Origin of the sequence: Alteromonas gracilis, assembly GCF_002993325.1 — a bacterium.
GTDB classification, from domain to species: Bacteria; Pseudomonadota; Gammaproteobacteria; order Enterobacterales; family Alteromonadaceae; genus Alteromonas; species Alteromonas gracilis.
On sequence record NZ_PVNO01000025.1, the window covers coordinates 310,685 to 325,203 of the forward strand.

10 protein-coding genes are annotated in these 14,519 nt (G+C 45.7%); 7 read left to right on the forward strand and 3 right to left on the reverse strand.

What is annotated here, in order from left to right:
- Nucleotides 1-9: 9 nt before the first annotated feature.
- Entirely contained in the window at nucleotides 10-1,494 is a 1,485-nt protein-coding gene (locus tag C6Y39_RS09900) for a PepSY-associated TM helix domain-containing protein (RefSeq protein WP_105931093.1), read from the forward strand.
- A 341-nt stretch (nucleotides 1,495-1,835) separates the two neighbouring features.
- On the opposite strand, the gene C6Y39_RS09910 is transcribed toward C6Y39_RS09900, so the two are convergent.
- On the reverse strand, nucleotides 1,836-2,414 hold the full coding sequence (locus C6Y39_RS09910; RefSeq protein WP_105931095.1) for a demethoxyubiquinone hydroxylase family protein: 579 nt from the start codon (nucleotides 2,412-2,414) through the stop codon (nucleotides 1,836-1,838).
- 212 nt (nucleotides 2,415-2,626) lie between these two features.
- Here C6Y39_RS09910 and C6Y39_RS09915 point away from each other — a divergent pair, with 212 nt between their 5' ends.
- The 3 genes from C6Y39_RS09915 (at nucleotide 2,627) to C6Y39_RS09925 (ending at nucleotide 6,050) form a co-directional block, all read left to right on the forward strand.
- Nucleotides 2,627-3,691, forward strand: coding sequence for an SMP-30/gluconolactonase/LRE family protein (locus C6Y39_RS09915; protein ID WP_105931459.1), 1,065 nt, complete (start codon nucleotides 2,627-2,629; stop codon nucleotides 3,689-3,691).
- A gap of 287 nt (nucleotides 3,692-3,978) precedes the next feature.
- Complete coding sequence (locus C6Y39_RS09920) at nucleotides 3,979-5,631, forward strand: S41 family peptidase (protein ID WP_105931096.1); 1,653 nt, start codon at nucleotides 3,979-3,981, stop codon at nucleotides 5,629-5,631.
- Nucleotides 5,631-6,050: a hypothetical protein gene (locus C6Y39_RS09925; protein WP_105931097.1), complete on the forward strand. Its 420-nt coding sequence runs from the start codon at nucleotides 5,631-5,633 to the stop codon at nucleotides 6,048-6,050. The genes C6Y39_RS09920 and C6Y39_RS09925 overlap by 1 nt, the downstream gene beginning before the upstream one ends.
- A gap of 117 nt (nucleotides 6,051-6,167) precedes the next feature.
- Here the strand turns inward: C6Y39_RS09925 and C6Y39_RS09930 are convergent, their stop codons facing one another.
- Complete coding sequence (locus C6Y39_RS09930; RefSeq protein ID WP_105931098.1) at nucleotides 6,168-8,546, reverse strand: YgiQ family radical SAM protein; 2,379 nt, start codon at nucleotides 8,544-8,546, stop codon at nucleotides 6,168-6,170.
- Nucleotides 8,547-8,843: 297 nt separating this feature from the next.
- On the opposite strand from C6Y39_RS09930, the gene C6Y39_RS09935 reads away from it, so the two are divergent.
- A complete protein-coding gene (locus C6Y39_RS09935) occupies nucleotides 8,844-9,308 on the forward strand; it encodes an EVE domain-containing protein (RefSeq protein WP_105931099.1) in 465 nt (154 codons plus the stop codon).
- 118 nt (nucleotides 9,309-9,426) lie between these two features.
- On the opposite strand, the gene C6Y39_RS09940 is transcribed toward C6Y39_RS09935, so the two are convergent.
- Nucleotides 9,427-9,837: a hypothetical protein gene (locus tag C6Y39_RS09940; RefSeq protein WP_105931100.1), complete on the reverse strand. Its 411-nt coding sequence runs from the start codon at nucleotides 9,835-9,837 to the stop codon at nucleotides 9,427-9,429.
- A gap of 166 nt (nucleotides 9,838-10,003) precedes the next feature.
- Between C6Y39_RS09940 and C6Y39_RS09945 the strand changes: the two genes are divergently transcribed.
- Nucleotides 10,004-12,343, forward strand: a complete 2,340-nt coding sequence (locus tag C6Y39_RS09945; protein ID WP_105931101.1) for a TonB-dependent receptor — start codon at nucleotides 10,004-10,006, stop codon at nucleotides 12,341-12,343.
- A gap of 15 nt (nucleotides 12,344-12,358) precedes the next feature.
- On the forward strand, nucleotides 12,359-14,512 hold the full coding sequence (locus C6Y39_RS09950) for an FAD-dependent oxidoreductase (RefSeq protein ID WP_105931102.1): 2,154 nt from the start codon (nucleotides 12,359-12,361) through the stop codon (nucleotides 14,510-14,512).
- The last annotated feature ends 7 nt before the right edge of the window (nucleotides 14,513-14,519 follow it).

Here is a 14,519-nt window from a genome sequence, read left to right on the forward strand (position 1 = left end):
TGAATATAGATGAATAAAGTTACAAAACAAAATGCATTAAACGCACACACTTGGGCTGGTGTTTTTTTAAGTGTACTCCTTTTTTTAGTATGTCTTTCAGGCACCATTGCGGTTTTTCACTTAGAGTTCGAGCGTTGGGAGCAACCTCATATTGAAGAGATGGAAAATGTCTCACCAGAGGCGGTTGAAAAAGCTATGGATAGCTTTTTAGCAAAACACACAGAAGAATCTCATCATCTCTTTGTTGTGTTTCCTACATCCGATATACCCCGGTTGGTCGTTGAAAATGATCACGTAGCGTATTTCGCTGATGGCGAAGGTAATTTGCTAGAAGAAGAGAGCGTGTCCTTTACTCAGATGCTGGTTGATCTTCATTTATATCTGAACCTGCCGCATAGCTGGGGAATGATTTTAGTCAGCGCCTTAGGTGCCATAATCTGTACTCTGGTGATCACAGGCATTATTGCACATAAACGAATTGCAAAAGATGCATTCAAATTGCGAAGAGGTGGCAACGGACAGCAGGCGCAAATCGATTTACACAATCGTTTTGGTTTATGGGCCGCGCCGTTTCATTTGATCATCGGCATTAGCGGTACTTACTTTGGTTTGGCCGGTATCATTTTAATGTTAGTTGCTGCGGTAAATTACGGTGGCGACAGAGATGCTGTCGTCGATCAAATTTTTACACCGGATCCGGTGCTTGCGCCCCAAAGCGGTAAGCCAGCTATAGGCAAAGCGTTCGACCAAATGAAAACGTTGGCACCAGAAAAGTCGCCCATTTTTCTAACCGTCCACGAAGTTGGTGAGCCAGAGCAATTTATTGAAATTTACGCGAAAGCGCCGAACAGAATGATTTACGCTGAAGGCTATCGCTTTGACACTGCAGGAAACTTTATCGGTGTAGCAGGGTACGAACACGGGGAATGGGGTAAGCAGTTATTATGGTCAATGTATCGACTCCACTTTGGCGACTTTGCTGGCATGCTTAGTAAGTGGCTTTACTTCATTTTAGGCGTAATGCTGACTGTGCTTTGTGTCTCGGGCATGGAAATTTGGTTATCGAAAAAAGCCCATCCGCCATTAGCGAGTCGTCTGTGGTATAGCATTGTATGGGGGAGCGTTAGCGCGTTGGCGGTAACGGCGGTGGCAGATATGTTATTTGCTGGCTCATTGATTGCCGTATTTTGGGGGGTAATGTTATTGAATATCGTACTCACCGTTGGCATCAAATCACTCACAAAGCCGGTATGGCTATTTGTATCAGGTTTAAGTGTTTTGGCGCTGCTTGTTGTCTACACAGCGGTTCATGGGAACGCAACATTCACGGTTTCTTCGCTGCAGTTAAATCTCCCAATGACAATTTATGTACTGTGGAGTATGTGGCGTGGCCTGACTTTGCTAAAACGAGAGAAAATGAATCATGCAGAAAACAAAAGTGAGGTGAAACCTAACCTTTACGATGCGAGTCACGGCGAAAGCGTAAACCTGTGACAAGGGCTTAAATTGCTAGATCACCACGTGGTGGTTTCAAATGGAAATCTAAAAAGCGTAACTATGATGCAATACGGTCTCTGCGCCTAGTTACGCTTTTTTCGTTTCCATGTCCCACCATAGATATAGCCTGTCAGCATTTTTGCTTTTTCTTGGCATGCTTTACACACTATTTGCCAGCTCTCGCTTTTATTGCTGTTAATTCTGTATTGTACATCAGCCTCAGCCCCGCAGTTGTCGCAGGGTTTCAAAGGCCTTAACCTTTCCTTTTTGCCCAAATGATTTAACCCTGAAACTCAACTTTCGAAAATAGTTCTTAGCCCTTATCACTTCACCCGATCCTAAATCAGTTTTGCCATCGCAACGGCAAGTGATGAGCCTGAACCTACCAACTTCCCCCATAGTGTCATAAGCAACGTGGGCTGTTCAGTCATAAGTGACAGTGCCTCATCTCTGTGATGTCGCTCGTCAATTTGACATTCCTTAAAGCGATTTATAACGTTAGAAGGAGGCTCTGATAACATTATCATACTGCTACATTGTTTCTCATAGTGTTTGTCTACGAATTGCTCCACACAGTAAATAGTGTAAAAAAACCAATTGTGACCCAATAATCGCGGCAATAAACCGGTAACAAACCCAGCGGCTATCCATGCTGGTAACAGAAAGCTACCTCTGAAGAGCGGCATCTCATGCTCGAAAATAGCGAGGTGACTTTTCTCTGTCCTAAGATGCTCATGAATAAACGGCTTTGTTTTGCTCGGTCTATTTCCAATAATAAAAAGACTTAATAAAAACTCCGCGCAGAGTGCGCCGCGATATATCCATACTGCGCCGGTCTCTCCTGCATGGCTTGCACGCAACTCTTTGTCTACGTGCTTTGCGCAGGAGGTTTCCAATACTTTTGAGTAAAATGGCATGGTGTACCTTAACAACGTTTTATTTTAAAACGCACAAAAGCCATTTAAAGATGCCACTTTACGAAATTGTAATGCACAGTTAGGTCATTGCGCTAAACACGAAATTGAACACGTTGATTAATAGTTCACTATTAAAAAACGAAAGCAGTAAGTTGAATGATTGCTTGTTACCTTGGCGCTCATACAGCCTAAACATTCATGAGGTAAAGCAAATGAAAGCAGTGTGGTGTGTCTTTTTACTATGTACTGTTTACCTACTGTTATGGCCTGTGTCCATAGAGCCCGTAGCATGGCAAGCACCAGTCAATAAGGGCTTTGAGGGTAAGTTCGCGCAAAACACACGACTATCTGAGTTAACGCTCGTTGACATGGGAACCGACTATGGACCTGAAGATTTTGCGTTGAATCAGAATGGCACGTTAGCAACATCCAGTCATTCCGGCGCTATTCTTTTGAAGAAGAAAGGCGAGGGCACTTTTTCCCCTTGGGTAAACACGGGCGGTCGTCCCTTAGGCATCGAATACGACAATAAAGGCAATCTTGTTGTCGCTGACGCTCATCTTGGGCTACTCAAGATAAATACGTCGGGTGAAGTCTCTGTGCTGGTTGATGAGGTAAAAAAAACTCCTGTCGTGTATGCAGACGATGTAGATATTGCTCAGAACGGCAATATCTATTTTACCGACGCGACCACTAAATTTCCGGCTATGGATTACGGCGGTACCCTTAGTGCCAGCTTGCTTGAGATATTCGAACATAAAGGTAATGGTAGGTTAATTGAGTACAACCCTGATACCGGCAATAGTGCAATACTCATGGATAAGTTGGTGTTCGCGAACGGTGTGGCAGTCAGTCACGACGAGCAATCGATACTGGTTAACGAAACCGGAAAATATAGGGTGCTGCGTTATTGGCTGGTGGGGCCGAATAAAGGGCAAGTTGACGTACTTATCGATAACTTGCCTGGCTTTCCAGATAATATCAGCCGTGCGGAAAATGGCAGCTACTACATTGGCCTTGCGTCGCCGCGCTCAGCCCCTGTCGATATGCTGTCTGATAAACCATTTATTCGAAAAATAGTACAGCGCCTTCCTAGCTTTATGCGTCCTCAAGGTCAGCCTTATGGTCATCTCGTTAAAATAAGCGAAATCGGTGAGATAGAACAAAGTTGGCAAGACCCGACCGGCACTTTCCCCTTCGTAACAGGTGCGATTAAAACAAAAGAGGGGCTCTATGTTAGCAGTCTTACTGCACAAAAAGTTGGGCTTTTGCGGTAACAACGGCACCGATAATAACCGTATCACGGCAAGTCTAATTTGAAGCTATTTAAAAGGAGCGTTAGTGAAAGCTTGATAAATTGTTATATAGAAAGGTGACTTAGCCAGTGGACCGAAGACCTTGGAAATATTTTTTGCTAACGCTCGTATATTTTACAATTAGAAACATTTTAAACTTTTGTTATGTAGTGAGGTTTATAAGGATATGTCATTATCGGCTGTGCTATTGTTTAAGTATTGAGCGGTAGGCCGTAGTTAGCCATTTACAGTAAGGACATGTTAGAACTATGAAAGCGTGTGTGTATTCTTCAGTTGCATTAGCGGTAACAATTTCTCTATTGGCAGGATGCGGAGGAGGTGGCTCGTCTAACACGCCACCTGTCGTTACTACACCTACTACACCCGTAAAGCCTGACCCAGAATGGGAAAGAGGTGTTTACGAGCCGCAATCACAGTTCATTGCGAAATGCGAAACTCCACGAAGCGGCATCGATCCTTTCACAGGAAGTGCTTACCCAGATACGCAAGGCACCGCCATGGATGAGAAGCTTTGGTTGCGCTCTTGGACTAACGATACCTACCTCTGGTATGACGAAGTAGACGATAACGACCCGGAAAATTTTTCAGTATTGGCGTATTTCGACCAATTAAAAACGAATGAACTGACACCAAGCGGCACGCCAAAAGATAATTTCCATTTTTCACAGGACACCGCAGAATATAATGAGTTATCTCAATCTGGCATATCATCAGGTTTTGGGTTTAGCTGGGAATTCGGTTCTACCACAGTGCCAAGAGAACTAACTGTGCGGTTTACTGAGCCCGGCTCACCTGCGGCATCAGCAAACGTACCTAGAGGCGCCAAGGTTGTAAGTATAAACGGCGTTGATTTTGTTAATGACAACACGCAACAAGGTGTTGACACCATCAACGACGGATTATTCCCTGATGATGCTGGAACAACCACAAGCTTTGAGTTTGAACTGGTTGACGGCACCACGCTAACCGCTGACATTACGTCTGATGATATCAGTGTAACCCCAGTGCAAAACGTTAAAGTGCTAAATACCGATAACGGTAAGGTAGGCTATTTTCAGTTCAATAGCTTTATTGTTACAGCGCAAGAAGGGCTGATTGATGCGTTCGATACCTTTGTAGAGGAGAACGTGACGGAGTTGGTCATGGACTTACGTTATAACGGAGGTGGCCGCTTGGCGTTAGCTTCACAGCTTTCATATATGGTAGCGGGCCCAAATCAAACGAACAATGCTACGTTTGAAACTTTGAGATTTAACGATAAGAATCCAACGACCAACCCAGTAACAGGGCAGTCTATTAGTCCAACGCCGTTCTACAGCACCGTTATCGATTATAACGAAGGTTTACTTACTAATACGCTACTTCCAAGCCTATCACTGACGCGAGTTTACGTTATTTCAACAGACGCCACTTGCTCAGCGAGCGAAGCAGTAATGAATGCCCTTCGCGGTATAGACGTAGAGGTAGTTCAAATTGGTTCTACAACCTGTGGTAAGCCATACGGCTTTTACCCTACAGACAACTGCGGTGAGACCTATTTTACTATTCAGTTCCAAGGGGTAAATAACAAAGGCTTTGGCGACTATGCAGATGGCTTTATGCCAACCGCCACGCCTAATTTTGACTTTGAACTGCCGGGTTGTGAAGTTGAAGATGACTTTACCACAAGCTTAGGTGAGCCAGAGGAAGGTATGTTAGCTGCAACGCTCGAATATGCTGCTACTGGCTCGTGCCCTGTAGTGGTGACCGGTAACGGTATCGCTGATGTAAAAACGCTGCGTAGTGATCAAAGTGCGTTAGTAGGTGAAACACTTATTCCTATCGACACTCCGAATACGCGCAGGGATAACTTCGTTCTACAAAACAAGATCAATCAGCCAATTATTCAGGAACGAAAATAATGGGTTTGAACAGTAAAAGTGCAGGGCAGCCAAATTCGTTTGTTGCTCTGGTTCTGCTATCAGCGTCTGTTTTATCGGTAGCGAGTTGTGCTTCTACCAAGGACATTGCGTTGCAAAAGGCACTTGCTAAATCTATTAGCGATAGCGAAAAGCAAACCATAGAAGATACGATCAGCAATTGGTTTGGCGGTACGCGAATTACTATTGCATCAAATGCATTTAGTGAAACTTCTAGCGTTACGATTGAAAGAAAAGCAAAACTAGATAGCAGGGGGCTACCCATTGAAGGAAGGCACGATAACCCTTTGTATAGCTTTACATTGCTTAGCGATGGAAAGCAGTGTCTGCTGCGAAATGATCAAACTGAAGCGTTAGCGGAGCTTGCAAACGTGAGGTGTCACGTTAATGAAAAGGTGTAGTGCTAAACTTATTGTGTGCACTAACCCGAAGATTTTGAACAACGTTAAGTGCTAAGAAGCCGCTGATAGACTGAAAGAAAAACGCCCGATGTTTAAAAATATCGGGCGTTTTTTAGTTTAACGTTTATGCATGCTCGGCTGCTTTTGGGAGCGGTTGCGGTTGTTACCACTACCGTTATTCGCTTTAGACGTATTGGCCCCGTTTCTATTGCCGGTCTTGCCTCCGCTTTTATTGACGGAATTGCCGTTGGATTGTTCTTGTGGGTTGCCTTGGTACTGCTTATTTGCATCTGAATTGCGGCGACCCTTGTTCGCAGTGTTGCCATCTCGGCCTTTACCTTTACTGTTCTTTCCCTGAAAAGTAGGAGGAAGCCCAGTATGTTTGGTAAGCGCGCGCTCACCACGGCGGCCTTTTTGCGCTTTTTGGCGCTTTTCATCTGCTGTTTCAGGTGGAACAAGGTGTTGAGGACCGCGGCCAATTAAATCTTCGCGCCCCATACGCTTGAGCGCTTCGCGAATTTGCGCAAAGTTCTTCGGGTCATGGTATCGCAACATCGCCTTGTGCAATCGACGGTGAATCTCACCTTTTGCAGAAGGCACCTCTTCACTTTCTTTAGTCACTTTACGAAGTGAATTCACTTCTGTGTGGTACATGGTGGTGGCCGTTGCCATTGGCGACGGATAGAAGTTCTGTACCTGATCGAGCTTAAATTTGTTTTCTTTAAGCCAAATCGCAAGGCTTAGCATATCTTCGTCTGTTGTACCCGGATGCGATGCAATAAAGTAAGGGATGAGATACTGCTTTTTGCCCGCTTCTTGCGAGTATTTATCAAACAATTCTTTAAAGCGGTAGTAGCTGCCCATTCCCGGCTTCATCATCTTTGAAAGCGGGCCGTCTTCAGTGTGCTCTGGTGCTATTTTCAAATAGCCACCTACATGGTGGAGCGCTAATTCTTTCACATACTCTGGGTCTTCTACCGCTAGGTCGTATCGCACGCCAGAGGCAATCAAAATCTTTTTAATTCCAGGTAATTCGCGAGCACGACGGTATAAGTCGATCGTTGGCTTATGATCGGTATCCATATGCGCACAAATACTGGGGTACACGCATGAAGGGCGGCGGCATGTGGCCTCGGCTTTCGGACTCTTACAACGCAGGCGATACATATTTGCGGTTGGTCCGCCCAAGTCTGAAATCACGCCGGTAAAGCCAGGTACGGTGTCGCGAATTTGCTCAATTTCACGAATTATAGAGTCTTCAGAGCGGCTTTGAATAATACGGCCTTCGTGTTCGGTAATTGAGCAGAATGTGCAGCCGCCATAGCACCCGCGCATAATGTTGATACTGAAACGAATCATATCGTATGCAGGGATTTTGGCATCGCCATACACAGGGTGGGGCACGCGCTGATAGGGTAAATCAAACACCGCGTCCATCTCTTCAGTTTCGAGCGGCATGGCAGGTGGATTAATCCAAATGTGTCGGTCACCATGGCGCTGCATGAGCGCGCGAGCACAACCCGGGTTAGTTTCCTGATGCAAAATACGCGACGTATGGGCGTACAACACTTTGTTGTCTTTCACCGTTTCATACGCAGGCAATTTAACGTACACGTTCTCCCAAGGCTTGCGCTTTTCTTTTTCTTTCTGCGCAGGCTGAATCACAATAGGCGCTGCTTCTGGCGCTTCGCTACTTTTGGTGTCTTTCTCTTGCGAGTCGCATTCAGGCTCCATTTGATAGGGGCTTGAAATCGGGTCTATTTTGCCAGGTCTATCAAGCGATGTAGAGTCAACGCCTTGCCACTCAGGTAAGGCCTCTTTCACGATAATCGCAGTTCCGCGAATGTCGCGCAAATCCGCAATATCTTCACCTGCCGCTAAGCGATGGGTGACTTCAACAAGAGGTCGTTCGGCGTTACCAAAAAAGAGCATATCCGCTTTCGAATCGAATAACACAGAGCGGCGTACTTTTTCGCTCCAATAGTCATAGTGCGCAATACGTCGCAAGCTAGCTTCAATACCGCCAACAATAACAGGTACACCTTTAAACGCTTCACGGCAGCGCTGTGAATACACAGTAACCGCGCGGTCAGGACGCTTACCACCCACATTGCCTGGCGTGTAGGCATCGTCGTGGCGAAGTTTTTTGTCTGACGTGTAGCGGTTAATCATGGAATCCATATTTCCGGCTGTTACCCCGAAATATAGGTTAGGCTTGCCCAGCTTCATAAAGTCATCTTTGCTGGTCCAGTCTGGCTGAGAAATAATGCCAACACGAAAACCATGAGCTTCCAGTACACGACCGATAACCGCCATACCGAAACTTGGGTGATCTACATATGCATCGCCCGTTACCAAAATAACGTCACAACTGTCCCAGCCAAGGGCATCCATCTCTTCCTTTGACATCGGGAGAAAAGGTGCAGTACCCAAACAATGTGGCCAATATTTTGGGTAGGAAAACAGACCGCGATCGGCCTTAATGGTGGCTTGCATAGTAATCACATCTAGATAAATCAGGAAGTTGCTGAGCTAAAGGTAGGCAGAAGCTCAGAATTAGTACGCAATTATAGCAGTCTTGGCCGCGCTAAGGTATAGCGCTGTCATTAAATAAAATAGCTTTGTATACTCACTTAAATAAAAAAGCCAAAAGACTATGTGTGAGCACACGTTTTTGCGAGTGTTCCGTAAGAAAAAGCAACCTGAGTGAAGGCTCATCGATAACCGGAGTGCATTCAATAATAGGTGCTTGTATGGCTTGTGTATTTACAACGAAGAGAAATAACAACAACTATGGCGTATTGGCTATTTAAAACAGAACCCGATGCATTTTCTATCGACGACTTAGCAAGTCGACCTGATCAGACGGAACCGTGGGATGGGGTAAGAAATTACCAAGCCCGTAACTTTCTAAGAGACGGTGTAAAACGGGGTGATAAAGTATTCATCTATCATTCCAGTTGTAAAGAGGTAGGTATTGCAGGGGTTGCCGAGGTGGTAAAAGACGGCTATCCAGACACCACACAGTTCAACCCTGAATCAAAATATCACGACCCTAAATCGAGTCAGGAAAACCCTCGTTGGTATCGCGTCGATGTGAAATTTGCAGAGAAGTTTTCCAGCGTACTTCCACTTTCTGTGATCAAAAGTATGGAAGGTATTACAGAGCTACCTTTAGTTAAAAAAGGCGGAAGACTGTCGATCATGCCTGTAGAAGAGGCAGAGTGGCAGCAACTTTATGCTGCCGCCAAAGACTAGATCAATGACAAAATAGCGTGGGCGGCCGTCTTTCTATTAAAAAGCGCCGACATTGAGATCATATCAATAAGTTGAGCTCGCTTGTAAACACCGCGCGGCTCGCCTCGCAAAAAAATTATTATTTGCCAAAAGCAAATTTTGTATCTGCATCGCGCAATAGGAAAAGGGCAAAGCACGCGCCCCACATGGGCCAGGCTGCAAAAAATAGCAAGTGATTAAAGGCGTCTAGATACTGGGGGAATGAAGAAAGGGTTGATCCACCGTGCAGAATAAAAATGAAGGCGTAGGTGTATTTTTTCGCAAGGCCCGCTAGAAAGGACAAAACCAATGCTAGCTGTAAAGCGCCCATGATATAAACAGCGACTTCAGGTACGCCGCCGATACCATAGAATTTTTCGAAAATGGCCATGCCGTGTGCAGGATTAACAAATTTATCAAGGGTCCAAACGAACATAACAATAAAAATAGTTACGCGAAGAGAAAGTAACGACCACTGCAGTCGTTTTTGAATATCGGTGTTGTTTTGCATACATGCTCCAAAAATATAATAGTGCAAGCATACTAGAACGACCGTTCAAAATAAAAATTTCAATTAATTTTCTGTTTTTAAATATTTTTTGAAAATTAATTGTTCTGAAATTTTTTGATACGCGTATCGGTCTTGTCGAATAAGAATTAAAAATACGGAATTGTTAATGAAAAAAGTAATCGGCCTTGCGCTTAGCACACTCGCACTTGCCATCAGTCAATCGCTCTATGCTCAAGGCGTATCAGATATTGAAGTTGTTGAAGTCACCGGCAACCAGCAAAATGTAAACACGCTCAACCCCGGCGACAACACACTGAAAGGCATTTTTGGTAGCGGTTTAAGTGCAGCAGAGACCCCGCGTGCGGTAACTTCACTCTCGGCAGAGGCCATCGAAGCACTCAACATTAATGATTTACACGACATAGTAAAAGCAGCGCCCAACGCGTACGCCTCAAGCGGGTTCGGTACACCAAGCTTACCGAGTATACGGGGCCAACTCGGCGAGCTTTTCCAAGATGGCGTGCGACGTCAAGCTGGCAATAATGGCTTTGGCCTGCCGTTGTCGTTTAATAGCGTTGAGCAAATTGATGTAGTGAAAGGGCCATCGCCAGTGTTATTTGGCAGTACGCAACGAAACGGGGGCTTTGTAAACCTTCAAACTAAGGTTGCGCCTACCACAGAAAGCAATGGTAAAGTTACCCTTCGCGCGGGTCGCTGGGATCAGTATTCAGCGCAAGTCGATTACGGTACGGCAATAGAAGAAGGTAAAAGTGGTGTTCGCTTTAGTGCAGAGTACTTAGATCACGGCAGTTTTTATGACTTTGCCAAGCGGGAAAGCACGAATTTGTTTGTGGCCTATCGCTATACGCCGAGCAATGCACTAACGTGGGATATCAGCGCTGAATATTACGACACAGATTATCCAGATAACGCAGGTATAAACCGCCCAACACAAGACCTTATCGATAACGGCGTTTATATTACCGGTCAAGGCACTCAGCCAAATGGTAGTTCCGTACCTGGTGCTGGTGCTATTATTTCTCCTACCGGTGAAGTGGTTATTCCTCGTAACCGTGTATTTACCAATCCTGATGACATCAACGGTGCTGAAACCACCGTTATTCGAAGTAATGTGGAATACAAAGTCGCCGATAATATCGCGCTTCGCAACATTACCTATTATCAATATCTTGAGCGTGAAGAAATTGCGCAAAACAGTTTCGTAGAAATCATTGATGGCGCTGACACGTTTGAAAACCGTACTGAGCTTGATTATACGTGGAGCGATAGTCAAACCACGACGGTAGGGCTTGCGCTTCGTTACAATGACGTATTGGGCTACAGCCAATTTACAACAGAGGCTGACAATCCAATTGATTTGACCGGACCTATCTCTAATCGCGTTATTCCGCTTACAGACAATCAAAAAGCCCGCTTAGTTGAGCTGCGTCCTGGCGTGTATGTTTCACCGGGTGCGCAATACGATCTAGATGGTGATGGAAGCGGCGACTTTAACTTGTCAGACACCACCGACTCCACCTCATGGCAAACAGGCTTAGCGTTTCAGCAGCGTTCTGCGTGGACTGATAAATTTTCTACCATTGCTGGCGTGCGTGTCGATTACTACGACGTTGACGCTCGTGACCCATTAGCGCCTGTTGGTGTTGAAGCGGCTTCAGATTCGTACAGTGATACATTAACCAGCTATCAGTTAAGTGCAGTCTATAAGCTGACAGGAGATGTGAATATATACGCCGCGTTTTCAGAAAACGACGCGACATCTAACAGTATGGCGGGGGGCACCGTGTTAGGCGGTAACAACGAGATTAACCCGCTTAACTTTGCCACTGAAAATACGTTATACGAAGTGGGCGTAAAATATGCGCCAAACAGCAGCTGGTACGCAGAGGCCGCTGTGTTTGACCAGACCCGAAGCTTACGCAACCGCGATGGCAGTAACAGCGGTGTGAAAACACAAGGTTTCGAACTACAAATGTTCTATCAAGCTGATAACGTTTGGGTAAATGCGGCTTATAGTTATTTAGACGCGCGTTTTGATGATTCAGCTGCGTTCCAAGGTACAGCGCAGGTTATCGATGCCTTCGACAACAGTCGCCCAGACATTATTGAAGGTACGGGAGTAGGGTCGCCATCGTTTGCTGCCTTCCCTGCATCTGACAGTCGTGTTCAGGGAATTCCGCCACAAATCGCTTCAATTAACGCTGGCTGGCAAATTACTGACGACTTCCAAGTTGGCGCAAGCGCGCTTTACACAAAGTCATTCCCGTTGGACTTCTTACAAACGGTGCATATTCGCGACCAATACACGGTTGATGTTAATGCAGACTATCAAGTAACGGATAACCTTCGCCTGCGTTTAGATGTCATCAATGTCACCGATGAAGAAAATTGGCAACCGCTGTTTGAGGGTGGATATTTCGGCGCAACACTGGTGATGCCAAACGTACCTCGTCACGCCCAAGTTACCATGCAGTATGCGTTTTAAGCGCTAAGGATTTTTATGTTTAAAAAAATAGCGCTTTTAGGGGTAATTGTTGCCGCCATATTCAGCTTTTTTTACTTTGATTTAAATAGCTATTTAACCCTTCAAGGCATGAAGGACTCTCTGGATACGTTCCAAACGCAAATAGCACAAAACCCAGTGTTGAGCATTGGTGTGTTCTTTGCCATTTATGTTGCAGTAACCGCACTGTCATTGCCGGGGGCGGCTATTTTAACCTTGGCAGCAGGGGCCTTGTTTGGCCTGGTACAGGGCTTAGTGATTGTATCGTTTGCTTCGAGCATAGGCGCAACGCTGGCGTTTTTAGTATCGCGTTTTATTTTGCGCGACACCGTACGCAACAAGTTTAAAGAAAAGCTTAGAAAGATTGATGAGGGCGTAGAGAAACAAGGTGCGTTTTATTTGTTTACATTGCGCCTAGTGCCAGTATTCCCGTTTTTCCTGATTAACCTGTTAATGGGGCTAACGTCACTTAAAACATGGACATTCTATTGGGTGAGCCAAGTAGGCATGCTCGCCGGTACTGCTGTGTATGTAAACGCAGGTACCCAGCTTGCACAAATAGACAGTTTGTCTGGCATTGTCTCACCAGGGCTTATCTTTTCATTTGTCCTTTTAGGCATATTCCCTTGGATTGCTAAAGCTATCGTGGCGGTAGTTAATCGTCGTCGCGTTTACAAAGGCTACAATAAACCGAAGAAGTTTGATCGCAACCTAGTGGTGATTGGTGCGGGTGCGGGTGGTTTGGTTACCAGCTACATTGCTGCGGCGGTGAAAGCAAAAGTCACGCTGATAGAAGCTGGGGAAATGGGAGGCGACTGCCTCAACTATGGCTGCGTACCCAGTAAAGCCATAATAAAAACGGCTAAAGTGGCCAACCAAATGCGCCATGCTGATAGTTACGGTTTAGAGCCAGTAGCCCCTGCCATGTCGTTTAAAAAAGTGATGGCACGTGTACACGACGTGATCGCGGCAATTGCGCCTAACGACAGCGTGGAGCGCTACACTAACTTGGGTGTAGATGTCGTAAAAGGCTATGCGAAGATCATCGACCCATGGACAGTAGAAATCAAAAAGAACGATGGCGGCACGCAAACGCTAACCACAAAGAATATTGTTGTGGCTACAGGCGCAGCGCCCTTTGTTCCTGACTTACCGGGTATTAAGGAAAGCGGCTATGTCACTTCTGATACCTTATGGACCAATTTTGCTGAGCTTGAAGACGCGCCAAGACGCTTAGTTGTACTAGGCGGAGGGCCTATTGGTTGTGAACTAGCCCAGGCCTTTTCACGCCTTGGCAGCGAAGTGATACAAGTTGAACGGGCTCCGCGCTTAATGGGTCGCGAAGATGCAGACGTGGCGGAATACGCAGAATCTGTACTGCGTGAGAACGGCGTCAACGTATTAACCTCACATGATGCTCTTCGCTTTGAGCAACAAAATGGCGAAAAAGTGCTAGTGGTTGCAAAAGAAGGTGTTGAATCTACCATTGCCTACGACGAAGTCATTGTGGCTGTGGGTCGAAAAGCACGCCTTAATGGGTTTGGTCTTGAAGACCTGGGAATTCAGTTCGATAGAACCATAGAGACCGATGAATACTTGCAAACCCTTATGCCAAATATTTTTGCCGCTGGTGATGTCGTAGGGCCTTATCAATTTACCCACGTTGCCGCACATCAAGCCTGGTATGCGGCGGTTAATGCGCTTTTTGGCACGTTTAAGAAGTTTAAAGTGGATTATCGCGTTATTCCTTGGACGACGTTTATCGACCCGGAAGTGGCGAGAGTAGGCTTAAGTGAGCGAGATGCTGCTGAACAAGAGATTGATGTAGAAGTCACTCGTTACGAATTTGCTGAACTTGACCGCGCGGTTGCTGAAAGTGCACGTAAGGGGTTCATTAAGGTGCTTACGCCGCCAGGTAAAGACAAAATACTGGGCGTGACTGTGGTCTCTGAACATGCAGGTGATTTGATTGCCGAATTTGTTATCGCCATGAAGCATGATCTAGGGCTTAACAAAATTCTTGGCACTATTCACGCCTACCCAACTTGGGCTGAAGGCGCAAAATATGCAGCAGGCAATTGGAAGCGCGCCAATGCGCCTGAAAAACTACTTAGCTATGTAGAGAAATTCCACACGTGGCGAAGAGGGTAGTAGAGGT